The organism is Anaeromyxobacter sp. SG64, assembly GCF_022690745.1.
Classification (GTDB): domain Bacteria; phylum Myxococcota; class Myxococcia; order Myxococcales; family Anaeromyxobacteraceae; genus Anaeromyxobacter; species Anaeromyxobacter soli.
Map to the genome: position 1 here is coordinate 38,920 of NZ_JALCZB010000008.1, position 24,366 is coordinate 63,285.

26 protein-coding genes and 2 tRNA genes are annotated in these 24,366 nt (G+C 73.4%); 16 read left to right on the forward strand and 12 right to left on the reverse strand.

The features are described from left to right. The first annotated feature begins 263 nt into the window (after nucleotides 1-263). A complete protein-coding gene (locus tag MNZ29_RS04185) occupies nucleotides 264-1,472 on the forward strand; it encodes a glutathione-independent formaldehyde dehydrogenase (protein ID WP_242353015.1) in 1,209 nt (402 codons plus the stop codon). 141 nt (nucleotides 1,473-1,613) lie between these two features. Here the strand turns inward: MNZ29_RS04185 and MNZ29_RS04190 are convergent, their stop codons facing one another. Further along, on the reverse strand, nucleotides 1,614-2,156 hold the full coding sequence (locus MNZ29_RS04190) for a hypothetical protein (RefSeq protein ID WP_242334679.1): 543 nt from the start codon (nucleotides 2,154-2,156) through the stop codon (nucleotides 1,614-1,616). A gap of 393 nt (nucleotides 2,157-2,549) precedes the next feature. Between MNZ29_RS04190 and MNZ29_RS04195 the strand changes: the two genes are divergently transcribed. Then, nucleotides 2,550-3,485: a hypothetical protein gene (locus MNZ29_RS04195; RefSeq protein ID WP_242353026.1), complete on the forward strand. Its 936-nt coding sequence runs from the start codon at nucleotides 2,550-2,552 to the stop codon at nucleotides 3,483-3,485. A 46-nt stretch (nucleotides 3,486-3,531) separates the two neighbouring features. Here MNZ29_RS04195 and MNZ29_RS04200 read toward each other — a convergent pair whose 3' ends face one another. From MNZ29_RS04200 to MNZ29_RS04215, 4 genes are all read right to left on the reverse strand, one after another. Continuing rightward, the gene (locus MNZ29_RS04200; protein ID WP_242334673.1) at nucleotides 3,532-4,899 is read right to left on the reverse strand and encodes a sodium-dependent transporter; all 1,368 of its coding nucleotides are present in this window, start codon (nucleotides 4,897-4,899) and stop codon (nucleotides 3,532-3,534) included. Between the two features lie 200 nt (nucleotides 4,900-5,099). Beyond that, nucleotides 5,100-5,465, reverse strand: coding sequence for a VOC family protein (locus MNZ29_RS04205; RefSeq protein WP_242334670.1), 366 nt, complete (start codon nucleotides 5,463-5,465; stop codon nucleotides 5,100-5,102). A 105-nt stretch (nucleotides 5,466-5,570) separates the two neighbouring features. Next, nucleotides 5,571-6,203, reverse strand: coding sequence for an outer membrane beta-barrel protein (locus tag MNZ29_RS04210; RefSeq protein WP_242334667.1), 633 nt, complete (start codon nucleotides 6,201-6,203; stop codon nucleotides 5,571-5,573). Between the two features lie 204 nt (nucleotides 6,204-6,407). Then, the gene (locus MNZ29_RS04215) at nucleotides 6,408-6,833 is read right to left on the reverse strand and encodes a DoxX family protein (protein ID WP_242334664.1); all 426 of its coding nucleotides are present in this window, start codon (nucleotides 6,831-6,833) and stop codon (nucleotides 6,408-6,410) included. A gap of 137 nt (nucleotides 6,834-6,970) precedes the next feature. On the opposite strand from MNZ29_RS04215, the gene MNZ29_RS04220 reads away from it, so the two are divergent. The 4 genes from MNZ29_RS04220 to MNZ29_RS04235 all read left to right on the forward strand — a co-directional run bounded on the left by MNZ29_RS04220 (nucleotide 6,971) and on the right by MNZ29_RS04235 (nucleotide 9,371). Beyond that, nucleotides 6,971-7,306 (forward strand): helix-turn-helix transcriptional regulator, encoded by a 336-nt coding sequence (locus tag MNZ29_RS04220; RefSeq protein ID WP_242334661.1) that lies wholly within the window; start codon nucleotides 6,971-6,973, stop codon nucleotides 7,304-7,306. Nucleotides 7,307-7,389: 83 nt separating this feature from the next. After that, nucleotides 7,390-7,623, forward strand: coding sequence for a hypothetical protein (locus MNZ29_RS04225; RefSeq protein ID WP_242334659.1), 234 nt, complete (start codon nucleotides 7,390-7,392; stop codon nucleotides 7,621-7,623). Between the two features lie 137 nt (nucleotides 7,624-7,760). After that, nucleotides 7,761-8,357: a TMEM175 family protein gene (locus MNZ29_RS04230; RefSeq protein ID WP_242334656.1), complete on the forward strand. Its 597-nt coding sequence runs from the start codon at nucleotides 7,761-7,763 to the stop codon at nucleotides 8,355-8,357. A gap of 132 nt (nucleotides 8,358-8,489) precedes the next feature. Next, nucleotides 8,490-9,371, forward strand: coding sequence for a hypothetical protein (locus tag MNZ29_RS04235; RefSeq protein ID WP_242334654.1), 882 nt, complete (start codon nucleotides 8,490-8,492; stop codon nucleotides 9,369-9,371). Nucleotides 9,372-9,433: 62 nt separating this feature from the next. Here the strand turns inward: MNZ29_RS04235 and MNZ29_RS04240 are convergent, their stop codons facing one another. Beyond that, entirely contained in the window at nucleotides 9,434-10,627 is a 1,194-nt protein-coding gene (locus MNZ29_RS04240) for an MFS transporter (protein ID WP_242334651.1), read from the reverse strand. A 230-nt stretch (nucleotides 10,628-10,857) separates the two neighbouring features. On the opposite strand from MNZ29_RS04240, the gene MNZ29_RS04245 reads away from it, so the two are divergent. Then, entirely contained in the window at nucleotides 10,858-11,145 is a 288-nt protein-coding gene (locus tag MNZ29_RS04245) for a hypothetical protein (protein ID WP_242334648.1), read from the forward strand. Between the two features lie 20 nt (nucleotides 11,146-11,165). On the opposite strand, the gene MNZ29_RS04250 is transcribed toward MNZ29_RS04245, so the two are convergent. After that, nucleotides 11,166-11,708 carry a YgjV family protein gene (locus tag MNZ29_RS04250; RefSeq protein WP_242334646.1) on the reverse strand — a complete coding sequence of 181 codons (543 nt, stop codon included), beginning with the start codon at nucleotides 11,706-11,708 and terminating at the stop codon, nucleotides 11,166-11,168. A gap of 211 nt (nucleotides 11,709-11,919) precedes the next feature. Here MNZ29_RS04250 and MNZ29_RS04255 point away from each other — a divergent pair, with 211 nt between their 5' ends. The 7 genes from MNZ29_RS04255 (at nucleotide 11,920) to MNZ29_RS04285 (ending at nucleotide 17,141) form a co-directional block, all read left to right on the forward strand. Continuing rightward, the gene (locus MNZ29_RS04255; protein WP_242334643.1) at nucleotides 11,920-12,780 is read left to right on the forward strand and encodes an aldo/keto reductase; all 861 of its coding nucleotides are present in this window, start codon (nucleotides 11,920-11,922) and stop codon (nucleotides 12,778-12,780) included. A gap of 107 nt (nucleotides 12,781-12,887) precedes the next feature. Then, the gene (locus MNZ29_RS04260; RefSeq protein ID WP_242334640.1) at nucleotides 12,888-14,276 is read left to right on the forward strand and encodes an aminotransferase class V-fold PLP-dependent enzyme; all 1,389 of its coding nucleotides are present in this window, start codon (nucleotides 12,888-12,890) and stop codon (nucleotides 14,274-14,276) included. A gap of 119 nt (nucleotides 14,277-14,395) precedes the next feature. Beyond that, nucleotides 14,396-15,190 (forward strand): SDR family NAD(P)-dependent oxidoreductase, encoded by a 795-nt coding sequence (locus MNZ29_RS04265; RefSeq protein ID WP_242334637.1) that lies wholly within the window; start codon nucleotides 14,396-14,398, stop codon nucleotides 15,188-15,190. Between the two features lie 358 nt (nucleotides 15,191-15,548). After that, nucleotides 15,549-15,734, forward strand: coding sequence for a hypothetical protein (locus tag MNZ29_RS04270; protein ID WP_242334634.1), 186 nt, complete (start codon nucleotides 15,549-15,551; stop codon nucleotides 15,732-15,734). A gap of 157 nt (nucleotides 15,735-15,891) precedes the next feature. Continuing rightward, on the forward strand, nucleotides 15,892-16,218 hold the full coding sequence (locus MNZ29_RS04275) for a helix-turn-helix transcriptional regulator (protein ID WP_242334631.1): 327 nt from the start codon (nucleotides 15,892-15,894) through the stop codon (nucleotides 16,216-16,218). Then, on the forward strand, nucleotides 16,215-16,640 hold the full coding sequence (locus MNZ29_RS04280) for an SRPBCC domain-containing protein (protein ID WP_242334628.1): 426 nt from the start codon (nucleotides 16,215-16,217) through the stop codon (nucleotides 16,638-16,640). Before MNZ29_RS04275 ends, MNZ29_RS04280 begins: the two co-directional genes overlap by 4 nt. A gap of 30 nt (nucleotides 16,641-16,670) precedes the next feature. Continuing rightward, nucleotides 16,671-17,141: an SRPBCC family protein gene (locus tag MNZ29_RS04285; protein ID WP_242334625.1), complete on the forward strand. Its 471-nt coding sequence runs from the start codon at nucleotides 16,671-16,673 to the stop codon at nucleotides 17,139-17,141. Nucleotides 17,142-17,262: 121 nt separating this feature from the next. Here MNZ29_RS04285 and MNZ29_RS04290 read toward each other — a convergent pair whose 3' ends face one another. Then, nucleotides 17,263-17,613 carry an antibiotic biosynthesis monooxygenase family protein gene (locus MNZ29_RS04290; RefSeq protein WP_242334622.1) on the reverse strand — a complete coding sequence of 117 codons (351 nt, stop codon included), beginning with the start codon at nucleotides 17,611-17,613 and terminating at the stop codon, nucleotides 17,263-17,265. 158 nt (nucleotides 17,614-17,771) lie between these two features. Between MNZ29_RS04290 and MNZ29_RS24840 the strand changes: the two genes are divergently transcribed. Further along, on the forward strand, nucleotides 17,772-18,545 hold the full coding sequence (locus MNZ29_RS24840; protein WP_242353028.1) for an AraC family transcriptional regulator: 774 nt from the start codon (nucleotides 17,772-17,774) through the stop codon (nucleotides 18,543-18,545). 102 nt (nucleotides 18,546-18,647) lie between these two features. On the opposite strand, the gene MNZ29_RS04300 is transcribed toward MNZ29_RS24840, so the two are convergent. Both MNZ29_RS04300 and MNZ29_RS04305 read right to left on the reverse strand, forming a co-directional pair. Continuing rightward, nucleotides 18,648-18,724 (reverse strand) — tRNA-Asp (locus tag MNZ29_RS04300). A 16-nt stretch (nucleotides 18,725-18,740) separates the two neighbouring features. Further along, nucleotides 18,741-18,812 (reverse strand) — tRNA-Val (locus MNZ29_RS04305). A gap of 147 nt (nucleotides 18,813-18,959) precedes the next feature. Between MNZ29_RS04305 and MNZ29_RS04310 the strand changes: the two genes are divergently transcribed. Then, nucleotides 18,960-21,656, forward strand: coding sequence for an SNF2-related protein (locus MNZ29_RS04310; RefSeq protein ID WP_242334554.1), 2,697 nt, complete (start codon nucleotides 18,960-18,962; stop codon nucleotides 21,654-21,656). A gap of 142 nt (nucleotides 21,657-21,798) precedes the next feature. Here the strand turns inward: MNZ29_RS04310 and argE are convergent, their stop codons facing one another. Together argE and MNZ29_RS04320 are read right to left on the reverse strand one after the other, a co-directional pair. Then, entirely contained in the window at nucleotides 21,799-22,914 is a 1,116-nt protein-coding gene (gene argE, locus MNZ29_RS04315; protein WP_242353030.1) for an acetylornithine deacetylase, read from the reverse strand. Between the two features lie 52 nt (nucleotides 22,915-22,966). After that, entirely contained in the window at nucleotides 22,967-24,361 is a 1,395-nt protein-coding gene (locus MNZ29_RS04320) for a formimidoylglutamate deiminase (protein WP_242353041.1), read from the reverse strand. Nucleotides 24,362-24,366: the final 5 nt, after the last annotated feature.

Genomic DNA, 24,366 nt, shown 5'->3' on the forward strand with positions numbered 1-24,366 from the left:
TCTCCGCGCGACCCCGTGCCGGGCGGCTCATCCTGCTGGGCACTCCCCATCGTAGACGTCAGGACGCCCGGTCACTCCGGCTGGGCTCGTCGGCTCGGGTGTGGCACGGCGCCGCGGAGCGCGCACTCTCGGAGCGGCACGCCGGCGTCGGCCGCCGAGGGGCCGTGCCGGGCGAGAGCGCCGCGGCGTGGGGCCGGACGGCCCCCGGCCCGATGCCAGCCGCGCCTCACGTGCCGAAGTTCGAGTCTTCCAGGAGGTCACACATGCGCGCGGTGGTGTGGAAGGGACCGGGGAAGGTGTCCGTCGAGCAGGTGGAGGATCCGCGGATCGAGAGCGCGACGGACGTGCTCGTGCGGATCAGCACCGCCGGGATCTGCGGCAGCGATCTGCACATGTACGAGGGGCGCACGGCCGCCGAGCCGGGCGTGGTGATGGGCCACGAGAACATGGGGGTCATCGAGGAGGTGGGGACCGCCGTGCAGCAGCTCCAGAAGGGCGATCGGGTGGTCCTGCCCTTCAACATCGCCTGCGGCACCTGCTTCAACTGCTCGCGCGGCTACACGAGCGCGTGCCTCGTGACGAACGACGAGGCGGCCGGGGCCGCCTACGGCTACGTGGGGATGGGCCCGTACAAGGGCGGCCAGGCGGAGCTCTTGCGCGTGCCGTGGGGCGAGGCGAACTGCATCAAGCTGCCGGGCAAGCCGGGCGACGAGCTCGAGGACGACTTCCTGCTCCTCTCGGACATCTTCCCGACCGGCTACCACGCGGCGGAGATGGCGCGGGTGCAGCCCGGCTCCACGGTCGCGATCTTCGGGGCGGGGCCGGTGGGCCTGCTCGCCGCGTACAGCTCCATGCTGCGCGGCGCCGCCGAGGTGTACGTCGTGGACGCGATCCCCGAGCGGCTCGAGAAGGCGCAAAAGATCGGCGCCATCGCCATCGACTTCCGCAAGGGGCCGCCCGCCGAGCAGATCCGCAGCATGCGGCTCGCGAACCCGCTCGTGCGCGGGGCGATGCGCCGCGGCGAGGAGAAGATGGCGGGCGTGATGTGCGGCATCGACGCCGTGGGCTACCAGGCGAAGGACTTCGAGGATCCGAGCAAGGAGCACCCGACGTCGCTCACCGAGCAGCTCGTCGAGGTCGTGAACCCCACCGGCGCGCTCGGCATCATCGGCGTGTTCCTGCCCGAGGATCCCGGCGGCAAGGACAAGGCGGCGAAGCAGGGCGCCTACACGCTGCCGTGGGGCAAGCTGTGGGAGAAGGGGATCCAGCTCGGCATGGGACAGACGCCGGTGAAGAACTACAGCCTCGTGCTGCGCGATCTCATCATCGCCGGCCGGGCGAAGCCGAGCTTCATCGTGTCGCGGCGCATCCCGCTCAGCGAGGCGCCGGACGCGTACCGGAAGTTCGATCGGCGCGAGCCCGGCTACACCAAGGTCCTCATCAAGCCGGGCCAGGAGGCAGCGGCGCGCTGAACGCCCGATCGAGGCGCGCGATCCGAAGACGCTTCGCGCGCCGTGCCCTCCGCCCGGAAGGGCTCCGGGCACGAACCGCCTCGAACGCCGACGACCCGGCGGATGGCCGGGTCGTCGGGGTACCGCGGGGCCTGGGCCGGGCTACGGCTTCGTCGCGGGCGGCGCAGGCGCCGGGGCAGGAGCCGGAGCAGGCGCAGCGGGGGCGGGCGCGGGCTCCGTCTCGATCCGCTCCTGCGCGGCCTTGGCCTTCTCCTCGCCCTTGGCCTTGGCCTCCGCCGCGGTCGCCTCGCCCTTCGCCTTGCCGGTCTTGGCCTTGGAGACGCCCTTGGCCTTGCCAGTCTTCGCCTTGGCCTTGGCGGTGGTGGCCGTCTCGTGGCCCTTGGCCTTCGCCTCTCCGGCCTTCTCGCCGGCCACCGCGCTCGTCTCGGCGGCCTTCTCCTCGGTCTTCGCCGCGGCGGCCTCGCCCTTCTCCTCGGCCTTGTTCGCGGCGGCCTCGCTCTGCGCGTCGGCCTTCTTCGCGGCCGTGTCGGCCTTCTTGGCAGCGGCGTCGGCGTGCGCTGCGGCGGCGTTGGCGCGCGCCGCGGCGGCGTCGGCCTTCGCCTTGCCGGTCTCCTGGGCGCGAGCCGGGGCAGCGAAGCCGACCAGCGCTGCGAACGCGAGCGTGACTGCGATCCTCTTCGTCATCGTCTGTGTCCTCTCCGAGTGCGGGAGCGTCATCGCTCCCTGGGTGAACCAAGCACGACCGCCAGGGCGGCCCAGGTGGGGCCAAAGAGACCGCGAGTAAACCACCCTCAATCGCCTGCGCTGGATCCCGGAAAGGGCCATCCGGGGCCAGACGGATCGTCGCAGGTCGGAAGGCCTCGGGCTCCGAGAACAGACGCGCCCGTCCTTCGTCTATTCACGCGGCGCCCGGAGACCGGTGAGACGGCTCGTTCACCGCTGCGCGATCCCCTGCGGCCCAGCGTCGAGAGCGAGCGCCGATTACACCCGGTCCTGCGCTCGCCGAGCCTGCGGCTCGCTGGTGACACCGGGCACGCGCGCCGATCGGAGGAGGGGATGTATCGCCAAGGGACCGAAATGGGGCGCCTCCATCCACTCACCGCGCGCCTCTGCCTCGCGGCCCTGGCGGCGGCCGGCCTGGCGGCAGCCCTCCCCGCGCGCGCCTGCTCCGTGTGCGCCTGCGGAGATCCGCTGCTCACGTCGAGCGATCCGGCCGCCATCACCGGCCTTTTCCGGTTGCAGCTCGACACCGAGTACCTCCGGGTCGACGCCGGCAACGAGGCAGATCCCGCCCTCACCGACGAGCTCACCCAGTGGTCCTTCCGGCTCAACGCGGTGTACCGGCCGACCGACCGCCTCTCGCTGACCGGCACGCTCCCGCTCGTCCACAAGGCCATCGAGGCGGTGGGCCGCGGCGCGTCCACGGCCACCTCCGACGCGACGGGCCTCGGCGACGCGGAGCTCGCGGCGCGCTACGCAGCCTTTCGGAGCGTGAACCTGGGCGTCGGGCGGGTGCAGGAGGTGGCGCTCACCGCGGGGACCTCGATGCCCACCGGGCCGAACCGCCTGCGCTCGGGCGGCGAGCGCATCGACGAGCACGGCCAGCCCGGCACCGGCGCCTGGGGGCCCTTCGCCGGCGTGAGCTACCGGTTCGAGCAGGGGAGCTGGCTCGCCTTCGGGAGCCTCTCCGGCCGGCTCCGCACCGAGAATGGCGCCGGCTACCGCTACGGCCGGGCGCTGCTCTGGAGCGTTCACGGTCAGTACTTTCCGGCGAAGCGGCTCGCGCTCGACCTCGGCCTCGACGGCCGCCACGCCGCGGCGGACGAGGCCGGCGGGGAGGCCGTCGTGAACACGGGCGGCACCGTGCTGTCGGCGTCGCCCGGCGTCTACCTGAAGGTGCTCGGCGAGGCCTGGCTGTTCGTGCGAGGCCAGCTCCCGTTCCTGAAGCGCTTCCGCGGGGAGCAGGACCAGCTCCCCTCGGTGGTCACCGGCGTCCAGTACCAGCTCCTCTGAGCCGCGCGGCGAGGGCTCTCGCGCGGGTTCGCCGGCGCGAGGACGCCTACGAGAGCCGGATCACGCCGAGGCTGCTCAGGAGGATGAGCAGGATGAGCCCCGGCGCGACGAACCGGATGAACGCGTAGAACGTCCGGTCGTACCAGCTCGCCGCCGAGTGGCCCTTGTTCAGCTCCTCCACGAAGGCGCTCCGCGAGACGAGCCACCCTCCCACGATCGCGATGGCGAGGCCGCCCACCGGGAGGAGCACGTTCGAGGAGAGGAAGTCGAACAGATCGAAGAAGGTCTTGCCGAAGAGCTTCACGTCCGCGAGGACGGGCCCCTGCGAGAGCGTCGCGAGGACGCCGAGCGCGAACATCGTGCCGCCGGTGATCGCGGCGGCGGCCGGGCGGCGCACGTGGCCCTTCTCGACGAAGAAGGCCACCGGGACCTCCATGAGGCTCACCATCGCGCCGATCGTGGCGATCGCCGCGAGGACGAAGAAGAGCGCCGTGAAGAGCCCGCCGAGCGGCATCCGGGCGAAGACGAGCGGGATGGTGTTGAAGAGGAGCCCGGGGCCTCCGGCCGGCGTGCCGCCGAAGGCGAACACCGCGGGGAAGATGGCGAGCCCCGCGAGCAGCGACACGAGCGTGTCGGCGAGGGCCACGCGCGTCGCGTTCGGCACGATGCGGGTCTGGTCCGGCATGTAGGACCCGTAGGTCGTCATGGTGCCCATGCCGAGCGACAGCTTGAAGAAGGCGAGGCCGAGGGCGGAGAGCAGGACGCTCGCCGTGATCTTCGAGGGGTCGGGGCTGAACAGGTAGGAGACGCCGGCGAAGGCGCCCGGGAGCGTGAGGGCGCGCAGGTCGCAGACGAGGAGGAGGCCGAAGAGGAGGGGCATGAGGGTCTTCGTGACCTTCTCGATGCCCTGGGAGACGCCGGCGGCGATGATGGCGGTCGTGACCACGAGGACGACCGCCTGCCAGGCGATGGGCTCCCAGGTCCCGCTCGCGAGGGCACCGAAGGTCTCCGGGGTGAGCGGCCTGCCGGAGACGAACGCACCCGCCGACTTGAAGACGTAGGCGAACACCCAGCCCGCGACGTCCGTGTAGAACGCCATGATGAGCAGGGCCGAGGCGAGGCCCGCCCACCCGATCGCCGCCCAGAACCGCTGGCCGGGGACCACCCGGCCATAGGCCCGCACGGCGTCGAGCCGCATCCTCCGGCCGATGACGTGCTCCACCGCCATCACCGGGATCCCGACGAGCGCCACTGCGAGCAGGTAGGTGAGCACGAAGGCGGCGCCGCCGTTCGAGCCGGTGAGGTAGGGGAACTTCCAGATGTTGCCGAGCCCGATCGCGGAGCCCACGGTGGCGGCGAAGGCGCCGAGGGTCGAGGCGAAAGCGTCGCGGCTGGCAGTCTTCGGTGCGGACATGCGGCTCCTCGGCGGGAATGGGCCGGGCTTCGGGCCGCCCATCTAACACCGCCGGGACCCGTCGATCTTGAGCGAGGACACGGCGCAGGGCCGCGCGCGAGGAAATCGACGACGGCGCGGCTCTCCCGGAGGACGCCCGTCGCCGCGAGCTCGAGGTAACGGAAGAGCGCCGGCGGCGCGTGAGCCCGGGGCCGCGCCGCTCACGGCCACGTGTTCGCGTCGTCCCCGAGCGGCCCGCGCTGCGGGCGGCAGACGCAGAAGCGCTGCCCGGTGGGCGCCTCCATCACCCACCAGGTCCGGACCTGCGCGACCCGCTTCGCCCCGAGCGCCTCGAGCCGGCGAACCTCGGCCTCCATGTCGTCGGTCTCGAGGTCGAGGTGAACCCTGCTCGGATGATCGACGCGCTGCAGCAGCACGATGAGCCGGTCGCGATCCTCGAGCGTCACGTAGTTCCCCTCGCGCTCGCGCTCGGGACGCCCGAGCGCCCCCGACCAGAAGCGCGAGGCCACGTCGAGATCCCCCTTCTCGCAGTCGATCGTCACCGCGCAGAGCCTGCTCTTGTGCATGTCACCTCCGGTGCGGACGATTCTAGCGAAGGCGGCGGTGCGCCGCCGCCACTCGTGGAGGCCCGCTCCCCCACCGGCGCGCCGGGGGGGAGCGCGAGCAAGAGCCTACAGGTCGAACCGCCCACGGATGCCGAACTGCAGCCACTCGTGCATCGCCTTCTGGTCGATCTCGCCGGAGATGGTCTGCGTGCCGTCGTCGATCGAGGTGTTCGAGTAGCGCGCGAGGCTGAGCCCGATGTAGGGCCCGACCGCGAGCTGCGGGCTCACCACGTAGTCCGCGCCGCCGGTGAGGTTCAGGAGCTCGAACCCGCGGAACGAGAAGGAGACCTTCTGGCCGCCGGCCTCCGCGCTCATGCTGCCCCACTCGTACCCGGCGCCCACGCCCGCGAACGGCCGGAGCTGCCCCATGGGCGCGAAGGTGTAGATGCCCTGCACGCCGGCCCGGACGACGCGCGTGGAGCAGTCGACCTGATCGCAGAGCTGGGCGAACTCGTCCCCGATCTGGCCGAAGCCGTAGGAGACGTAGCCGCCGAGGCCGAAGCTCGGTGTCAGCGCGTACGTGGCGTCGAGCTGGATCGGGATCTGGCTCTTGATGCCGTCGGACATCCTGGAGTCCTTCGCGGCGTCGCCGAGCGCCGGGCCGTAGCCCAGCCTGAGGCCGAGCGAGACCTGGGCGTGCGAGGCGAAGGGGACCGCGAGCAGCGTGAGGGCGAAAAGGGCAGGGAGCAGCTTGCGCATGGATCTCTCCTCGTGAGGTGGGAACCGCTGCGGCCCGGTCATTCACCCATCGTGCCACGGACGGACGGTGGATCTGCTCACTAGCGATCTCCGCCCCTTCGGCGGCCGAGTGTGCGCTCGCGGGGCACGTCCTCGCACGTGAGCCCGGCGCACGGGCGCGGCACCCCCGCCACGTCACGCGATCGAGCCACAGCCGCCGGCGCGTCAGCGGCCGCGCGATCCGCGCAGCGCGTCGAGCGAGACCGCCCCGGGCCCGCGCGCGGTCACGTACAGGAACAGGAAGCAGTACAGCGCGGCGAGCTCGCCCTTGTTCACGGCGGGGAGCCAGGCGAAGCCGGAGAGGGCGAGCTTCCAGTGGAACTGGACGTAGGCGACGGCCATCGTGCCCGAGGCCAGGAACGCCGCGGCGCGCGTGAAGAGCCCGAGCGCGATGAGCGCCCCGGCGACGAGCTCGATGAGGCCGCCGAACCAGAGCTGCGTGCCGGCCGCGGGGCCGGGCCCGGCGGCGAGCCAGCCGAGGATCTTCTGGGAGCCGTGGAACATGAACATCGCGCCGGCGACGAAGCGCAGCGCGGAGTAGCTGGGGGTCTCGAGACGCGCCGCGGTCGCGGCCAGTGCACGGGTGTCCATGGCCCGATACCTAACGCCGGGCCGGCGCCTGGCGAGCCTATTCGGCGGCGACGCGGTCTCCCACACGCGCCGGCCAAGGTGCGCCTTGACTCGCGAATCATCGACGGTTATCGATACCCGCCGGGGGGGGCGTCACCATGCCGGTCGGGCTCACCGACGAAGAATTCTGCAGCATCGCCAAGGCGCTCGCCGATCCGCAGCGCTGCGAGATCCTCGAGCGCGCGGCGGCGGCGGGCGGCGAGGTGCCGTGCTCGTCCGTCGTCGAGTCGGCCGCGCTCTGCCAGTCCACGGTGTCGCACCACCTGAAGGAGCTCGTGAACGCGCAGCTCCTCGAGCGGCGGCGGGACGGGCACTTCGCCTACTACCGCTTCCGGCGGGACGTGATGGAGGCGTACCTCGACGCGCTGCGCGTGCGGACCCTCTCGGGCGCGAGCCGGCCCAAGCCCGCGGAACGACGGGCGCGCGGCCGCTGAGCGGACAGGAGGTGGCCTCACGCGGAAGCGTTTCGGTTGAAATCGACGGACGTCGATTTAAATAGAGGGGCCAGGAGCATGCGATGAACACCTGGTCCCTCGTCCCGATGCTGCTCGTCGATCCCGCCGTGCCCGCGGAGGCGCGTCGCGCGTTGCACGCCTCGCTCTACCTGAGCGACGCGGCCCGCGCCCGTGAGGCGCGCGTCTTCGCCGGCCGCGTCCTCGTCGAGCGCCGGCGGCTCTCCGCGCGCGACGCGGCGGAGCTGGTCGGGGTCGAGACGGGGGCGCTCGAGACGAGCCTGCCGCTCGCGGCGTGAGCGGCGCCTCTCGAGGCCGCGAGCGCCGCTGACGTCCAGTACCACCGTGAGGCGGGGCATCGGCGTGCCCGGCCACGAAGAGCCTGGCAGAACGGCACGCGCGGCGCGCCGCCCTCGCGGCGGGTTAAGTACGACGCATGGGCAAGACCCGGCTCGAGGCGTTCAGCGACGGCGTGCTCGCCATCGTCATCACGATCATGGTGCTCGAGCTGCGCGTCCCCGAGGGAGGCCACGACCTCTCCGCGCTGCGCCCGCTCGTGCCGGTGTTCCTGAGCTACGTGCTCAGCTTCGTGTACGTCGGGCTCTACTGGAACAACCACCACCACATGCTGCACGCCACGCACCACGTGAGCGGGCGCATCCTGTGGGCGAACCTGCACCTCCTGTTCTGGCTTTCGCTCGTGCCGTTCACGACGCACTGGGTGGGCGAGAGCCCGAACGAGCCGTGGCCGGCGGCGGTGTACGGCTGCGTGCTGCTCTCGGCCGCCATCGCGTACTTCCTCTTGCAGGGCTCGATCGTCGCGCACGAGGGCCCCGGCTCGACGCTCGCCCGCGCCATCGGGAGCGACTGGAAGGGGAAGACCTCGCCCTTCTTCTACGCGCTCGGGATCGGGCTCGCGTTCGTCCACCCGTGGCTCTCGTACGCGCTCTACGTCCTCGTCGCGATCCTCTGGTTGATCCCGGACAGGCGGATCGAGCGGCGGCTCGACGCGCCGAGGGAGAGCGCCACCTGAGGCGACGGCTCGAGGCGGTTGGCGTGCCCGCGGTGCGACATCCTGTCCGGAATCGTCGCGCCACGCGCTGGCTCTCAAGCTCGATCGACCGATCGCACGGTCGCGCGGCGCCGCCGCCAAAGGACCCCACCCATGAACCACCGGTTCGCTCTCGCCAGCCTGCTCCTCCTCGCCTCCCCGGCCCTCGCGGCCGACCCCACGATGAAGCCCTTCGTGCTCGCCTCGCGCGCGCCTGGAGACGTGGACGGTGCCGCGAGGACCGCCCGGCAGAAGCTCCAGGCGGCGGGCTTCGAGATCGCCGGGAGCTACGCGCCGTACCCCGGCGCCCTCGTCCTCGCGGTGACGAACGAGAGCCTCAAGTCCGAGGCTGCGAAGACGCCGTCCGGCGGCTATGCCGCCGCCCAGCGCGTCACGATCACGAAGGTCGGCGAGGAGGTCCAGGTCGCCTACACGAACCCCTCGTACATGGCGGCGGCCTATCGCCTCCCGGGCGACCTCGCTCCCGTCGCGGCCTCGCTCGAGGGCGCGCTGGGGCGGGCCGAGGAGTACGGGCCCTCCGAGGGCAAGAGCGCGAAGGACCTGCGCAAGTACCACTACATGGTCGGCATGGAGTACTTCGACGAGCCGTCCAAGCTCGGCCACTTCGCGAGCCACGACGAGGCGGTGAAGGCGATCGAGGCCGGGCTCGCCGAGCGGCGCGGGGGCGCGAGCAAGGTCTACCGCATCGACCTGCCCGGCGGCACGCAGACGGTGTTCGGCGTGGCGCTCTCCGACGGCTGCTCGGGCGACGCCCGCATCATGAACGAGATCGACTCCAAGCCGCTCCGCTCCACGGGGCACCTGCCGTACGAGCTCCTCGTCACCGGCGGTGACGTGCGCGCGCTCTACGCCCGCTTCCGGATCGCGGTGAACTTCCCTGATTTGAAGATGATGGGCTCGCACAGCTTCATGAACATCCGCTGCGCGCCCGACGCGATCGAGAAGGCGCTGAAGGCGGTGGCCGGGGCGAGGTGAGGCCGGCCGGGAGGCGAGCGCCGTCGACCGCGCAGGGCTCCGGCACCGGTCGGGCTCTGCTCCTAGCCCCTCGCCACCGCCTCGGAGGCCGCGACGGCGTGGCGATGACCCACCGTCGCCCACGCGACGATCGCGATCGCCGAGAACGCCGCCCCGGCGGCGCACACGGCGGACCAGCCGCCGGCGCTCCACGCCCACGCGCCGGCGGTCGAGCCGGCGGCGCCGCCCGCGAAGTAGGTCACCATGTAGACGGTGTTGATGCGGTTGCGCTTCTCGGCCGAGAGGCCGAGGACGATGGTCTGGTTCGAGATGTGGTTCGCCTGGGCGCCGAAGTCGAGGAGCACGACGCCCGCGGCGAGCCCGGCGAGGCTCGTCCGTCCCAGCCAGAGCACGCCGAACGAGGCGAGCACCGCGAGGATCGCGCCGAGGTTCACGACTCGCGAGCCGTGGCGGTCGGCGAGGCGGCCCGCGACCGGCGCGGCGATCGCGCCCGATACACCCACCACCCCGAAGAGCCCGGCGACGCTGGAGCCGTAGCCGAGCGGCGGGAGCGCGAGGTGGAAGGCGAGGGTGGTCCAGAACACGCTGAACGCGGCGAACGCGAGCGCGCCGAGGAGCGCGTGCCGGCGGAGCAGCGGCTCCTCGCGCACGAGGCGGGGCAGCGAGGCGAGGAGGTCCGCCCAGCGCGCGCGGGACGGCGGCGCCTGCGCCGGGAGCACGAAGCGGAGCGCGATCGCGAGGAGCAGCATCGTCCCCGCCGCGCCCGCGTACGTCGCGCGCCAGCCGAGGTGCGCGCCGAGCACGCCGCTCACCGTGCGCGAGAGGAGGATGCCGACGAGGAGCCCGCTCATCACGAGCCCCACCGAGCGGCCGCGCGCGGCGGGGTCGGCGACCGCGACGGCGAACGGGACGACGAGCTGCGGCACGATCGTCGTCGCGCCGAGGAGGAAGCTCGCGGCGAGCAGCGCCCCGAGGCCCGGCGCGGCCGCGACGGCGACGAGCGCCGCGCTGACCGCGCCCGTCATCGCCACGATGAGCCGCCGCCGCTCGTGCCCGTCGCCGAGCGGGACGAGGAGCAGCATGCCCACCGCGTACCCGATCTGCGTGGCCGTCGAGACGAGGCCGGCGGTGCGGGGCGCGACGTGCAGCTCGGCCGCGATCATCGGCAGGAGCGGCTGGCTGTAGTACAGGTTCGCGACGGTGAGGCCGGCCGTGCCGGCGAGGAGCCACAGGAGTCGGCGGACGGGGGCGCTCATCGAGGCCCGCAGACATACCGCAGCGCGGCGGCGCATGTGGGTGGAGGTGACGCCCGGGCCGGCCCTGCGGAAGACCTGGCGGGGGGCCGCCTGACTTCCCGCTGCCGAATCCCTCGGCGCGACAGCATGTTCCAGGAGGGCGGGGAAGAGGCACGAGCGGCGTCGGCTCGAGGCGGATATGGTTGCGCGGCTCGCCGGGAATCCCGCGGCCAGCGGAGTGTTGAGGCGCCGTGCGCTATCGAATTCGCCACCGCTCCAACGGGATCACCGAGATCCGTCGCCGCACGGTGGCGGACGCGCTCCTCAGCCGCGAGCTCGCCGGGCTCGCGCTGCTGCTGGGCGTGTGGGCCATCTGCACCGTGGTGCTCGTCGAGGCGCTGGTCCTCCAGGCCGCCCTGACGAGCATGGTCGTCCTGCTCGGCGCCGTGTCGGTGTCGAGCGCGGTCGCGGCAACCCGGGCGAGCGACGAGGTGCCCGTCCAGCGCGGGCCGATGCCTCCCCCCGGACGCGCGGCGTGACCTGAGCGGTCGCGCACCCTTCACGGCGTCGCGCCTTCCGCCCCGGACCGCGCGCTCTCGGCGGCTGCCGCGCGCTCCGCGAGGGTCATGCGGAGGATGGTCGAGATGCTCGTGGCCGCGATGAGCGACTCGAGCACGGTGCCGCCGAGGGACCGGCTGAGGACGTTGTTCGCGAGCCACAGCGAGGTGCTCGCGAGCAGCACGAGCCGCATCGGGACGCCCCGCATCGTGAACACCGCGATCGCCCCGAGGCTCGAGCCCACGACGGGGATCCACCCGGCGCCGCGGGTCGAGAGCGCCACGGCGAGGCCCACGTTCACGGCGACGCTCGCGGCGGCGAGCCACGCCGAGCGGAACCGCACCGAGAGGAGCGTGCGAACCCCTGAGACGAGCGCGCTCGAGGCGGCCGGCGGGCGCCCGAGCAGCGTGAAGTGGACGACGTAGACGAAGCACTCGCTGGCGACGAGGAGCTTCATGCGGCGGTCGTCGCGCTGGAGAAAGCCGGAGACCCCCAGCACGAGAGCGACGTACCCGACCACCTGCGCCGGGGAGAACGGGTGCATGTCGCGAAGCTCCTCGACCGGACCGCGGGGCGCACGGTCGCGCGGGCATCGCGCGTGCGTCGCCCGGCCGGGCCGGGGCGCGAATGCTGCCACCGCGCCGCCGGAGGCGCAACGCGCCCGCGCGAGCACGTGACCCTCGAGATCCGCGAGCAGCGGGCCTCGAGTCCCGCTCCTGGTTGCGTCACGGCGAGGGCGATCCGATCGTCTCGGCATGCCAGCGTCATCGGTCTCCGGCGTGCGAACGATCGCGCTCCCGCTCGGCGAGCGGATCCCTGCCCTGGGGCTGGGCACCTGGTTCATGGCCGAGGATCCCTCCCTCCGGGCGACGGAGCGGGCCGCGCTCGAGCTCGGGTTGGACCTCGGCCTCACGCTCATCGACACGGCGGAGCTGTACGCCGACGGGCGTGCCGAGGAGCTCGTCGGGGAGGTCATCGCCGGGCGGCGCGACGAGGTCTTCCTGGTGAGCAAGGTCCTCCCGACGAACGCCTCGCGCGCCGGCACGATCGCCGCCTGCGAGCGGAGCCTGCGGCGGCTCGGGACGGACCGCATCGACCTGTACCTCCTGCACTGGCGCGGCGCGTTCCCACTCGAGGAGACCGTCCTCGCCTTCCAGGAGCTCGTCGAGGCCGGGAAGATCCGGCACTGGGGCGTCAGCAACCTCGACGTGCCGGATCTGGAGGAGCTGTCCGGCGTGCCGGGCGGGTCGCAGGTGCAGGCGGACCAGGTGCTCTACAACCTCTCCCGCCGCGGCATCGAGCTCGGCCTCTTGCCCTGGTGCCGCGCGCGGGGCATCCCGGTCATGGCGTACTCGCCCTACGAGCAGGGGCGCCTGCTCCGCGACGACGCCGCCCTCGCGAACGTCGCCGAGCGGCACGGCGCGACGCCGGCGCAGATCGCGCTCGCCTGGATCCTCAGGCTCGACGGAGTGAACGCCATCCCGAAGGCCGGCACCCCGGCGCACGTCGAGGAGAACCGCGCCGCGCTCGACCTCCGCCTGACCCGGGAAGACCTCGCCGAGCTGGACGGCGCCTTCCCGCCGCCGGAGGAGGAGCGGCCGCTCGAGGTGCTGTGAAGCCTTGACGAGGCGGGCGCTCGCGAACATGTCAGCGCTCCAGTCCGTCGCGCCGCGTCCCGGGCGCGCATGCGGCCCCGCGTACGCGGGCGCGCGAGGAGGGAACCGTGGATCGCGACGACGTGACCGGCAGTCTCCTGCAGGACGCAGCCACGCGTGCCTCGGCGTACCTCCGCGAGCTCCGGACGCGCTCCGTGGCGCCCTCTCCGGAGGCGGTGAAGCGGCTCGCCGCCCTGGACCGCGCGCTCCCCGCCGAGCCGAGCGACCCGAGCACGGTGCTCGCGGAGCTGGACGCGCTCGTGTCACCGGCCACCATGGCCATGGCCGGGCCGCGCTTCTTCGGGTTCGTGATCGGCGGGGCGCTCCCGGTCACGGTGGCCGCGAACGTGCTCGCGACGGCGTGGGACCAGAACTCGGCCCGGCGCGACGTGACGCCCGGAACGGCCGCGCTGGAGGACGTCGCGCTGCGGTGGGTCGTCGAGGCGCTCGGGTTGCCGCCCGGAACGGCGGGCGGGTTCGTGACCGGCGCGACGGTCGCGAACCTGACCGCGCTCGCCGCCGCACGGCACGCCGTGCTGGCGCGAGCGGGGTGGGACGTCGAGGCGCGCGGCCTCTTCGGCGCGCCGGAGATCGCGGTCGTCGTCGGCGCCGAGGCGCACCCGAGCGTGATGAAGGCCCTCGCGATGCTGGGCCTCGGGCGCGACCGCGTCGTGAGCGTCCCCGTGGACGGGCAGGGCCGGATGCGCCCCGAAGCTCTGCCCCGGCTCTCCGGGCCGACCATCGTCTGCCTCCAGGCTGGCAACGTGAACACCGGCGCGTTCGACGCCTTCTCCGAGCTCGTGCCCCGCGCGCACGAGGCCGGCGCGTGGGTGCACGTGGACGGAGCCTTCGGCCTCTGGGCCCGGGCCGCGCCCGGACGCGCGGGGCTCGCGAGCGGGATCGAGGGCGCGGACTCCTGGGCGACCGACGCGCACAAGTGGCTGAACGTGCCGTACGACAGCGGGATCGCGCTCGTCCGTGACGGCGCCCCCCTGCGCGCCGCCATGGGCATGACCGCCGCCTACCTGCCGGTAGGCACGGAGCGGGATCCGGCGGACTACACGCCGGAGCTGTCGCGCCGGGCGCGCGGCGTGGAGGTCTGGGCCGCGCTGCGCGCGCTCGGGCGCGCCGGGCTCGCGGACCTCATCGAGCGAAGCTGCCGCCACGCGCGGCGCTTCGCCGAGGGGCTCGCCGGGGCGGGGCACCGCGTGCTGAACGAGGTCACGCTGAACCAGGTGCTCGTGTCCTTCGGCGAGCCGGAGCGCACGCGGCGGGTGATCGCGGCGATCCAGGCGGACGGTACCTGCTGGTGCGGCGGCACCGTCTGGCAGGGCCACACCGCCATGCGGATCAGCGTCTGCTCGTGGGCGACCACGGACGACGACGTGGAGCGGTCGCTCGAGGCGATGCGGAGGGCGGCGGAGGCGGGGGAGCGAGGGCCCACCCGCGGAGCGTGACGGCAGGGGACCGCGACCGCGGCCCTCGACCACGGGGAGCGGGTGGCCGAACGGACCGTGAAGGGTCGGGTGCTCGACCACGCCGAAGCTTCGAGGATCAGGTCGGGAGGAGAGATTTCATGGATCTCGGACTCGCCGGAAAGAGGGTGCTCGTCACCGGGTCCACCGCCGGCATCGGCCGCGCGGCGGCGCAAGAGTTCGCGCGCGAAGGTGCCGAGGTGGTCGTGAACGGCCGCACCGAGGCCCGCGTGAAGGAAGCGGTGCAGGCCATCCTCCGCGCGGAGCCGCAGGCGCGCGTGCGCGGCGTCGCCGGGGACGTGTCGGTCGCCGCCGGGGTGGATACGCTCGTCCGCGCGGTCCCCGACGTCGACGTGCTCGTGAACAACGCGGGCGTCTTCGAGCCGGTGCCCTTCGAGCAGATCACGGACGAGGCATGGACGCGGATGTTCGAGACGAACGTGATGAGCGGCGTGCGCCTCGCGCGCCACCACTTCCCGCGGATGCTCGCGAGGGGCTGGGGCCGGATCGTCTTCGTGTCGAGCGAGTCGGCGCTCCAGATCCCGGTGGAGATGATCCACTACGGGGTCTCCAAGACCGCGCAGCTCGCGGTGGCGCGCGGGCTCGCCGAGCGCACGCGGGGCACGGGGGTGACCGTGAACGCCGTCCTCCCGGGCCCGACGAGCTCCGAGGGCGTCGTCGAGTTCGTGCGGCAGCTCGCGCAGGAGCGGAAGATCGGCGAGCAGGAGATGGAGCGGCAGTTCTTCGCGACGGCGCGGCCGACGTCGCTGCTCCAGCGCTTCGCCACCCCGGAGGAGGCCGCCCACCTCATCGTGTACGTCTCCAGCACGCAAGCCAGCGCCACCAACGGCGCGGCCCTGCGCGTGGATGGCGGCGTGGTTCGAGCGATCGTGTGAATCGGCCATTCCGGCCGTGGTGAGACGGGCCTCCCCGCGGAAGATGGGGAGCGTACGGTATACGAGAGTAATCCGCTGTCGCACGAAGCACGCGCACCGCTGTCGGCGGCCGTCGAGAATAGACGCGGCTCGCGCCTTTCGTTTACCCTGAGTCATGCGAGCTCCACGTGTACTCCTGCTTCTTGCCGTCGCCTGCGGTCGCGCCGCGACGCACACCGACGGAGGCGCGGCCGACGCGGCCTGCACGGGAGGCCCCTTCGCGGATGCCTGCGCAGCGATCGAGAGCGCCGCGTTCAGGTCGATCGAGCAGCACGAAGTCGGTCTCGGGCCGAATGGGCCGGTCCTCGGAAGCTGGGCCGTGAGCTTCGCGAGCGGGAGCTTCGTCTACGACCACTCCGACGTCAGCGAGTCCGGTACGTACACGTGCTCGGGACTGACCGTGACGGGCCGGTCGGGCGGCAGGACCTTCGCCGGAGTTTTCGACCCGGCCTGCCAGGTCCTCACCTGGGATGGCGTGACCTACGCGCGGTTTCAGGGGCATTGATCGCGACAGTCGACCTGTCGCGGAGCGGGCCAGAATCACCGAGGGCCGGGACCTTTGTTCAGGATCCCGGCCTCGTGCGCCGGTCGACCCGTGATCGCGGCCGCCTCCCGCACGTGCCCTTGACACCGCAGCGCCCCGTCCATATTCAACCGTCAGGTTGAACTACCGATCCGACATCGTCTTCGCCGCGGTCGCCGATCCGACCCGCCGGGCCATCCTGGATCAGCTGGCGCGCGGGCCGGCGCGGGTGACGGACGTGGCGGCGCCGTTCGCGATGTCGCTCAACGCGATCTCGAAGCACATCAAGGTGCTCGAGCGCGCCGGGCTGGTCCGTCGCACGCGTCGCGGCCGCGAGCACACGCTCGCGCTCGAGCCGGCGCCGCTGCGCGAGGTGGTGCGGTGGGCCTCGAAGCTCGAGCAGTTCTGGACCGAGCGCCTCGATCGCATGGAGGCGTTCTTCGCGGAGAAGAGGAAGCGATCATGAACGAGATCAAGACCACCGAGCTGACCGTGAAGCGCACCATCCCGGCGACCCCGGCGCAGGTCTACGACGTCTGGCTCGACCACCGGAGCCCGGGAAGCCCGTGGTACGGGACCGCCCGCGCGATCATCAACCCGGTCGTGGACGGCCTCTTCTACCATTCCGTCGATCACGCCGGCCGCTCCTGGGCGCACTACGGCCGGTTCGTCGCGCTCGAGCGCGCGAGGCGCATCCAGCACACCTGGATGTCGGAGGCGACGCGCGGCGTCGAGTCGGTCGTGACCGTCACGCTCGAGGCGCGGGGCAGCGACACCGAGGTGACGCTGCGGCACACGAACGTCCCGGACGACGAGATGGGCCGCATGCACGCGGAGGGCTGGAAGTACGTGCTCGGCGCGATGGCCGACCGATTCGTGAAGCGGTAGGCGGCGAGCACTTTTCTGCCGGAGGAGACCATGTCCGTTCGACGAGAGGGCAAAGGCGGCGATGCCTCGGAGCGCGAGATCGTGAGCTCGCGCACGTTCGCGGCTCCGCCCGAGCGCGTGTTCGAGGCGTTTCGTGATCCGTCGCGCCTGGCGCGCTGGTGGGGACCGCAGGGCTTCAGCAGCACCTTCGAGGTGTTCGACCTGCGCCCGGGCGGCACCTGGCGCTTCGTCATGCACGGGCCGGACGGCGTCGACCATCCGAACGAGAGCGTCTTCCTCGCGGTGGAGGAGCCGAGGCGCATCGTCTTCCGCCACCTGTCGGTAGGCCATCCCTTCGAGATGACGATCACGCTGGACGAACAGAGCGGTGGCGCGACCCGCGTCACCTGGCGCATGTGGCACGAGACCGCTGAGCACTGCGCGAGGGTGAAGCCGATCGTCGTCCCGGCCAACGAGCAGAACTTCGACCGGCTCGCGGCGGAGCTCGAGCGGACGACGTGAAGCACCGGGATGGCCAGCGCCGCGAGCCCCGAGCGTGCGCGGCGTGGAGGTTGGAGTCCCGACCCGGAGTCCCCGAGGTTTCGCTCGAGGTCCTTCCTGCGCCGCGCGCGCGGGTGAGGCTTTAGGGTCCGCGCAGGATCTCGTAGCCGCCGAGCTCGGACCGGACCTGCCACCGCTCCAGCGAGGCGGCCCGGTCGAACCCGATCCGCTCGTAGTGGGCGCGCACCGCAGTCGCGGCCCGGTCGATCGCCTCCTGGCTCTCCCAGACCGCGAGCGTCACCACATCGAAGGCGGTCTGCCCACCCCTCTTCCGGAAGACGAGGTGACCGCGGAAGCCGGGGAGGGTCGAGATGAAGTCCAGGTTGCGGCGGGTGGCCTCCTCGAACTCGGCCCGAGAGGCGGCGGGTACGCTGAAGCAGTCGATGCGGAAGCGCAGCCGGGGATCGTCGAGCGCGGTGGTCAGCAGGGTCATGGCGATGGCCTCATCGGGTGGCGCGGGGTGATGGGGCCCTCCGGTGCGAGGAGCACTCGGTGGACGTTCGCGGCACGTGACTTAGGAGCCTCGCTCGGGCGCGGCTTGTACGAACTCATTGCCTTGCGCGCAGGCCCGCGCGCCGGCAAGACGGGAGGGTGCAGGTGCGGTCCTTCCAGCCGAGCGCGCGCCTCGCGCCGTTCGTCCACGCCCTCGAGATCGTCGAGGCGCGGGAGGAGGCGACGCGCACGCTGCTCCCCGAGCCCGGGATCGTGATCGGCCTCCGCTACGGCGGCTCGGCGGCGCTGCTCGAGGGGGCGGAGGCGCGCCGTCTCCCCGACGCCACGGTCACCGGCCTGCACGGGACCAGCCGCCGCGTCCGCACGTCGGCGGGGGGCGGCGTGGTGCTCGTGAAGTTCCGCGAGGGGGGAGCCGCGTCGTTCCTCGGTGTGCCCCTGCACGAGCTCCGCGGCGAGACGCTGCCCATGGACGCGCTCGTGCCCCGCGACGCAGTGGAGCGCGCCGCGGCGCGGCTCGCCGAGGCGACCTCTGCTGCCGAGCGCCTCGCAGTCCTGGAGGCGTTCCTCGTCTCGCGCTGGAGGCCGGGCCCGCCGGATGGGGTCGTCCAGGCCGCGATCGGGGAGATCCGGGCCCGTCGCGGCCACGTGCGCGTCGGCGAGCTCGCGCGGCGCCTGGGGCTCTCCCACGACGCCCTCGAGAAACGCTTTCGGCGGGACGTCGGCGCGTCGCCCCGGCAGCTCGCCTCGCTCCTGCGCCTGCGCCACGCGGTGGAGGTCCACCGCCGGGGAGCGACGCTGTCGAGCGTGCCATACGAGGCCGGCTACTACGATCAGTCGCACTTCATCCGCGAGTTCAGGGCCGTCACCGGCCAGCCCCCGGGCCGGCTCCTCGCGGCCGGTGAGCTCTGCTGACGGGGCGAGACGGAAGCAGGGGCTATCGGCGCCGCGGCGGGCAGGCCTTGGCCCAGAAACACCAAGGCCGGGACCCTTGTTCAGGATCCCGGCCTCGAGAGGTGGCGGGGTGTAGGGGACTCGAACCCCTGGCCTCCGGCGTGACAGGCCGGCGTTATAACCGACTTAACTAACACCCCAAGTCGAACACTTGGATGGGCGGAACAGGCTTCGAACCTGTGACCCTCGCCTTGTAAGGGCGACGCTCTACCCCTGAGCTATCCGCCCAAGGCGCGAAAGCGGACGGGTTTCTAGCTTGAGCAGACCCGCATGTCAACGGTGGCCGCGCCTGGGACGGGCCGCCGCGGCGGGGCTCCGGCGGGAGGTGGTCACGCTGGACCGGCCCGGGTACGCATGGTAACGGGGGCGCCACGGATGGCCTGGAAAACGGGGACGAAGGTGATCCACCGCGCGCAGCGCGGCTGGGGCGTTGGGGTGATCGTCCAGATCGCCGACGAAGGGCGGCGCCTGGCGGTCCGCTTCGCCGGCCGCGAGGGCGTGACGGTCGTCTCCGGCCGCGACCCCGCGCTCACCGAGGTCCCGGCGGACACCCCGCTCGAGAAGGCGGGGGCCGGTGGACCGCTCGACGCCCTCGCCGCCGGCGAGCAGGCCTCCGCCGCCGCGTTCGCGCTCCGCACCCGCGTGAACCGGCTCGAGGCGCTCCGCCGCGCCGACTCGCTCGGCGCGCTGCTCTCGTCGCGCGTCCACGTGCTCCCGCACCAGGTCGGCGCCGCGGGCCGCATCCTCTCGGACCGGCTGCCGCGCTTCGTGCTCGCCGACGAGGTCGGCCTCGGCAAGACCGTCGAGGCAGGGCTCGTCTTCGCCGGCATGCGCCAGCTCGGCATCGCCGAGCGCGTGCTCGTGATCGTCCCCGAGCACCTCGCCTTCCAGTGGCTCGCCGAGCTGTTCCACAAGTTCAACGCGCTCTTCTCGCTGCTCACGCCGGAGCGGATCGCCGCGCTCGGCGGCGCCGAGGCGGCGCTCGCGCGCTCGCCCCACGCGATCGTCTCGTTCGAGGCGCTCCGCGACGACCCGGAGCTCGTGGACGTCGCGGCCGAGATCCCGTTCGACCTCCTCGTCGTGGACGAGGCCCACCACCTCGCCGACGACGCGCTCCACGCCGCCGTCGCGCCGCTCTGCCGCGCCTCCTACGGCGTGCTCCTCCTCACCGCCACGCCGGTGCGCCTCGATCCGCGCGAGTACTTCCGGCTCCTCTCGCTCGTCGAGCCGGTCCCCTCGACCACGCTCGACGAGTTCCTCGTCCGCCTCGAGCAGCACGACGCCTACGCGGACGTCGCGCGGAAGCTCCTCGCCGGCGGCTCCCCCGAGGACGCGCTCGCGCGGCTGCGCGAGCTCGCCCCCGGCGACGAGGTCTTCACCCGCGACGAGCCCGCCGACCGCCTCACGCTCCTCTCCCACCTGGCCGACCGCTACAGCCTCTCCGCCCGCCTCATCCGCAACCGGCGCGTGAAGGTCGGCGCGTTCACCGCCCGCGTGCTGCGCCGCAAGGACGTCGGGGAGGGCGAGAAGCGCGCCGCGCTCGTGGAGCTCTGCGCCCGGCTCGCGAAGGGCGGCGAGAAGGTCCTCGTCTTCGGCCACGACGTCGAGGCGCTCCGCGAGCTGCAGGCCGGCATCGGCGGCGCCGGGCTCGAGGCCCTCCTCTACGACGACGCGCCCTCGCTCGAGGGGCGCGACCGGCTCGTGGCGCGCTTCCGCGATCCCGAGGGGCCGATGGTCCTCCTCTCCGGCGAGTCCGGCGGCGAGGGGCGCAACTTCCAGTTCGCGAGCCAGCTCGTCTGCGCCGACCTCCCCGAGTCGCCGCTCGTGCTGGAGCAGCGCATCGGCCGCCTCGACCGGCTCGGGCAGCACCGCCCGGTCGAGATCCACCTCGTGGTCGAGCCGGGCGAGGAGGCGTTCCTCGCCGACCTCTACGAGAAGGAGATCGGCATCTTCGAGGAGCCGGTGGGCGGCCTCGACGCGGTGCTCGCCTCGCTCCCCGAGGAGCTCGACGCGCTCCGCCGCAAGCGCACCGAGCGCACGCGCGAGGCCTTCCGGAAGGACCTCGCCGAGCGCGTCGCCGCCGCCCGCACGGCGCAGCACGAGGGCGACCCGCTCCTCGACATCCGCTCCGCCTCCATCCCCGAGCTGTCGCGCCTCGTCACGAACGCGTTCGAGCGCATGGGCGAGGAGGTGCCGGAGGGCATCGGCGGCGCGCAGGCCGCCGGCGAAGCCGTGGAGCAGGCGCTCGTCACGCTCTCGCGCTGGCTCGAGGAGGAGCTCGAGGACCTCGCGACGGACGTGGGCCAGCGGATCGGCATGGAGGTGGACACCGACCAGAACGTCCACCCGTTCGAGGTCGCCTTCACGCTGGGCTCCGGCATGCGCATCGAGGCGCTCCCCGGGATGGAGATGCCGGAGGAGCCGGTCACCTACCTCGGCTCGTTCTGGCGCGAGACCGCGGTCGCCCGCGACGAGCTGCAGTGGTTCGCGACCGGGCACAAGCTCGTCGAGGCGCTGGTCGGGCTCGTCCGCGATGGCGAGGCGGGCCGCTCCGCCGCCTTGAAGCGCGAGTGGGCGCCCCGCCGCGGCGGGCTCTACGCGCGCTTCGAGCCGCGCCTCGCCTCGAGCGCAGACCTCGCGCCCGGCGCGCGCGTCGCCTCCCGCCAGGCGTCGCGCTACCTCGATCTCTCCCCGGTGTCGGTGCTCGTCGACCTGGAGGGCGTCCACAAGCACGTGCCCGGCGGCGCCCAGCGGCTCGAGGACGAGATCGAGGACGTGCAGGACGCGAAGGTCGGCGCCGCGCCGGCCGCGGTCCTCGAGGCCGCGCGCGAGGCGGCCGAGCGGGAGGCGCTCGAGATCCTCGCCCGGCGCCGCGAGGAGGCCCACGAGCTGCTCGCCTTCCACGCCGACTCCGAGGAGGAGCGGCTCATCGAGTCCGCCTTCCAGGGCGGCGCGCCGCGCGCCCGCATCGAGGGCGCGCTCGCCATCCTGCGCCAGCACCGCGAGATCGTGGCGCGGGCGATCGACAAGGCGAAGCTCGAGCTCGAGGCGGCGGCGGTCGTCGTTCCGTAGCCTCGGGCGCACGAACCTGCGACGGGCGGACGCGTCGCTGCACGCTGCGGCGTACGACCGAGCACGCCTCGGCGCTTCGCTCGTCTTGCGCCCGTCTCGGCGACGGGCTCGCGCGCCTCGTGGGATGAAGCGACGAGCTCCCCTACCCGCAGAACCGTTCGATCGCGTGCGCCAGGATCTCCGCCGCCCGCTCGAGCTGCGCGATCTCCACGTACTCGCCGGTCCGGTGCGCCACGCGGATGTCGCCCGGGCCGAAGACGCACGCCTCGGCGCCGAGCCCGATCACCTCGGGCAGCTCGGTGCCGAACGGCACCGTCGTCGGCCGGTTCCCGCTCTCCGCCTCCAGGAAGCGCACGATCTCGGCCTCCGCGGGAGTGACCGCGGCGGCGTCGGTGCGGAGCGGCGTCACCTCGATCTGCACCTTGCCGCCGTTCGACCGCGCGAGCCGCGCGCAGGCGTCCTCGACGAGGCGCAGCGCCTTGCGCGGATCCTGCCCCGGGATCGGCCGCCACTCGTAGGTGAAGCGGCATTCGCCCGCGATGATGTTCCGCGCCTTGCCGCCCTGGATGACGCCGACGTTCCAGGTGGTGTGCGGCGGCGAGAACGCGCCGTCCGCCTCGGCGCGCAGCGCCTCGCCGATCTTCTCGAGCTCGGGGAAGAGCCGCCCGGCGGCGTGGATGGCGGAGGCGCCGACCTCCGGGTAGGCGCTGTGCCCCTCCACCCCGGTGAGCACCACCTCCACCGCGCAGTAGCCCTTGTGCGCGCGCACCGGCGTGAGCGAGGTGGGCTCGCCCACGATCGCGTGGCGCGGGTGCACCCGGCCCTCGGCGAGGAGGCGCTTCGCGCCCAGGCAGCCGATCTCCTCGTCGGCCGTGAAGAGGAGGGAGAGCGGGTGCCGCCCCGGCGCCGCGCGCGAGGCGGCGACGAGCGCCGCGGCGAGGAAGCCCTTCGTGTCCGCCGCCCCCCGCCCGTAGATCCGCCCGTCGCGCTCCTCGCCGAGGAGCGCCTCGCCCCAGGTCGGGTCGAACGGCACGCAGTCCGAGTGACCGACGAGCGCGAGGCCGCCGCCCGCGGCCGGCCCGCGCCGGCAGACGAGGTTGCCCTTCTCGACGCCGTTCGCGTCCACCCAGGCCTGGCGGCGCGTCTCGAAGCCGAGCGCGCGCGCCTCGCGCTCGAGCAGGTCGAGCATGGGCAGGTTCGACCGCGTGGAGGTCGAGTCGATCGCGATGAGGGAGCGGAGGAGCGGGACGAGATCCATGGCGAGGAGCCTAGACGACCTGCGGCCGGCGCGCCGGCTTCTCGTCACCGCGTCAGCCGGCGCCCCACAGCCGGCCCATCGCCGCGCGGAAATCCGCGAGGATCCGCGCGGCGGGCACCCTCCCGGGAGCCGCGTCGCCGGCCGTGATCACCGCCTCGCCCGCGACGTGCACCTCCCGGATCGCCGTCCGCGCGAGCGCGAAGACCACCGTGGGGAGGAGCGCCTCGGGCGCCGCGCCGGCGATGGACGGGTCGTCGAGATCGACCGCCACGAAGTCGGCCGGCTCGCCCGGCGCGAGCGTCCCGCCGCGGAGCCCGAGCGCGCGCATGCCACCCGTGGTGGCGGCGCCGAGGAGCCGCGCCGCGAGCGTCCCCGCGGGCTCGTCGAGCACGTTGCGCTCCCCGCGCACGAGCCGGAGCTGCAGCTCGAGCGCGCGCGCCTCGCCGAGCAGGTCGATCTCCGCGAGCGAGTCCGCACCGAGCGCGAGCCGCGCGCCCGCCGCGACGAGCCGGTCGGCGGGGACGACCCCGTCGCCCAGGTTCCGCTCGGTGAGCGGGCACGCGCACACCGTCGCGCCCGCGGCGCCGATGGCGCGCACGTCGTCGTCGTCGAGGTGGATGGCGTGCACGAGCGTCGCGCCCGGGTGGAGCGCGCCGGCGCGGGCGAGGAGGGCGATCGGAGAGAGGCCGTGCTCGGCGCGGCAGGCGAGGACCTCCGCCGGTTGCTCGGCGGCGTGCACGTGGAGCGGGAGCCGCCGCCGCCGCGCCTCGGCGGCGAGCGCCGCGAGCCACGGCTCGGGGCAGGCGCGGACGCTGTGGGGCGCGACGCCGACGGTGGCGAGGGGATCGCCCTGGAGCTCCGAGGCGAGCTCGTCGAGCCCGGCGAGGTAGGCGTCCACGCTCGGCTCGACGAAGCGGCGCTGGAGCGGATCGGCCGGGAGGTCGTGGCCGGCGCGCGCGTAGGCGGCGCGCAGGAGCACGACCCGGAGCCCGACGTCGCGGGCCGCCCGCACGACCCGCAGGGCGAGCTCGGCGGGCTCGGCGTACGGGCGGCCGTGCGGGTCGCGGTGCAGGTAGTGGAACTCGCCCACCGCGGTGACCCCGGCGCGCGCGAGCTCGTGGAACGCCATCCGCGCGACCGCCTCGAGGTCGTCCGGGCCGAGCCGGTTCGCGGCGGCGTACATGGCGGCGCGCCAGCTCCAGAAGTCCTCGCGGCCCGCGCCGCGCCGCTCGGTCCGCCCGCGGATTGCCCGCTGGAAGGAGTGGCCGTGGGCGGAGACGAGGCCGGGGAGGAGGAGCCGGCGCGGGAGCGGGACCTGCTCGGCGCCCGGCGGCGGCTCGCCGACGGCCACGACCGCCCCGTCCCGGACGGAGAGCGCCGCGCCGGCGCGCAGCTCGCCGCCGGCGAGCAGGAGATCGGGCAGGTAGGCGCGCGTTGGGCCGGGCACGGGGG

What these genes read in the sequence shown, in the direction of transcription:
- MNZ29_RS04185 (WP_242353015.1), top strand. Translation starts at nt 264, where the DNA reads ATGCGCGCGGTGGTGTGGAAGGGACCGGGGAAGGTGTCCGTCGAGCAG.
- MNZ29_RS04190 (WP_242334679.1), bottom strand. Translation starts at nt 2,156, where the DNA reads ATGACGAAGAGGATCGCAGTCACGCTCGCGTTCGCAGCGCTGGTCGGC.
- MNZ29_RS04195 (WP_242353026.1), top strand. Translation starts at nt 2,550, where the DNA reads ATGGGGCGCCTCCATCCACTCACCGCGCGCCTCTGCCTCGCGGCCCTG.
- MNZ29_RS04200 (WP_242334673.1), bottom strand. Translation starts at nt 4,899, where the DNA reads ATGTCCGCACCGAAGACTGCCAGCCGCGACGCTTTCGCCTCGACCCTC.
- MNZ29_RS04205 (WP_242334670.1), bottom strand. Translation starts at nt 5,465, where the DNA reads ATGCACAAGAGCAGGCTCTGCGCGGTGACGATCGACTGCGAGAAGGGG.
- MNZ29_RS04210 (WP_242334667.1), bottom strand. Translation starts at nt 6,203, where the DNA reads ATGCGCAAGCTGCTCCCTGCCCTTTTCGCCCTCACGCTGCTCGCGGTC.
- MNZ29_RS04215 (WP_242334664.1), bottom strand. Translation starts at nt 6,833, where the DNA reads ATGGACACCCGTGCACTGGCCGCGACCGCGGCGCGTCTCGAGACCCCC.
- MNZ29_RS04220 (WP_242334661.1), top strand. Translation starts at nt 6,971, where the DNA reads ATGCCGGTCGGGCTCACCGACGAAGAATTCTGCAGCATCGCCAAGGCG.
- MNZ29_RS04225 (WP_242334659.1), top strand. Translation starts at nt 7,390, where the DNA reads ATGAACACCTGGTCCCTCGTCCCGATGCTGCTCGTCGATCCCGCCGTG.
- MNZ29_RS04230 (WP_242334656.1), top strand. Translation starts at nt 7,761, where the DNA reads ATGGGCAAGACCCGGCTCGAGGCGTTCAGCGACGGCGTGCTCGCCATC.
- MNZ29_RS04235 (WP_242334654.1), top strand. Translation starts at nt 8,490, where the DNA reads ATGAACCACCGGTTCGCTCTCGCCAGCCTGCTCCTCCTCGCCTCCCCG.
- MNZ29_RS04240 (WP_242334651.1), bottom strand. Translation starts at nt 10,627, where the DNA reads ATGAGCGCCCCCGTCCGCCGACTCCTGTGGCTCCTCGCCGGCACGGCC.
- MNZ29_RS04250 (WP_242334646.1), bottom strand. Translation starts at nt 11,708, where the DNA reads ATGCACCCGTTCTCCCCGGCGCAGGTGGTCGGGTACGTCGCTCTCGTG.
- MNZ29_RS04255 (WP_242334643.1), top strand. Translation starts at nt 11,920, where the DNA reads ATGCCAGCGTCATCGGTCTCCGGCGTGCGAACGATCGCGCTCCCGCTC.
- MNZ29_RS04265 (WP_242334637.1), top strand. Translation starts at nt 14,396, where the DNA reads ATGGATCTCGGACTCGCCGGAAAGAGGGTGCTCGTCACCGGGTCCACC.
- MNZ29_RS04280 (WP_242334628.1), top strand. Translation starts at nt 16,215, where the DNA reads ATGAACGAGATCAAGACCACCGAGCTGACCGTGAAGCGCACCATCCCG.
- MNZ29_RS04285 (WP_242334625.1), top strand. Translation starts at nt 16,671, where the DNA reads ATGTCCGTTCGACGAGAGGGCAAAGGCGGCGATGCCTCGGAGCGCGAG.
- MNZ29_RS04290 (WP_242334622.1), bottom strand. Translation starts at nt 17,613, where the DNA reads ATGACCCTGCTGACCACCGCGCTCGACGATCCCCGGCTGCGCTTCCGC.
- MNZ29_RS04310 (WP_242334554.1), top strand. Translation starts at nt 18,960, where the DNA reads ATGGCCTGGAAAACGGGGACGAAGGTGATCCACCGCGCGCAGCGCGGC.
- argE (WP_242353030.1), bottom strand. Translation starts at nt 22,914, where the DNA reads ATGGATCTCGTCCCGCTCCTCCGCTCCCTCATCGCGATCGACTCGACC.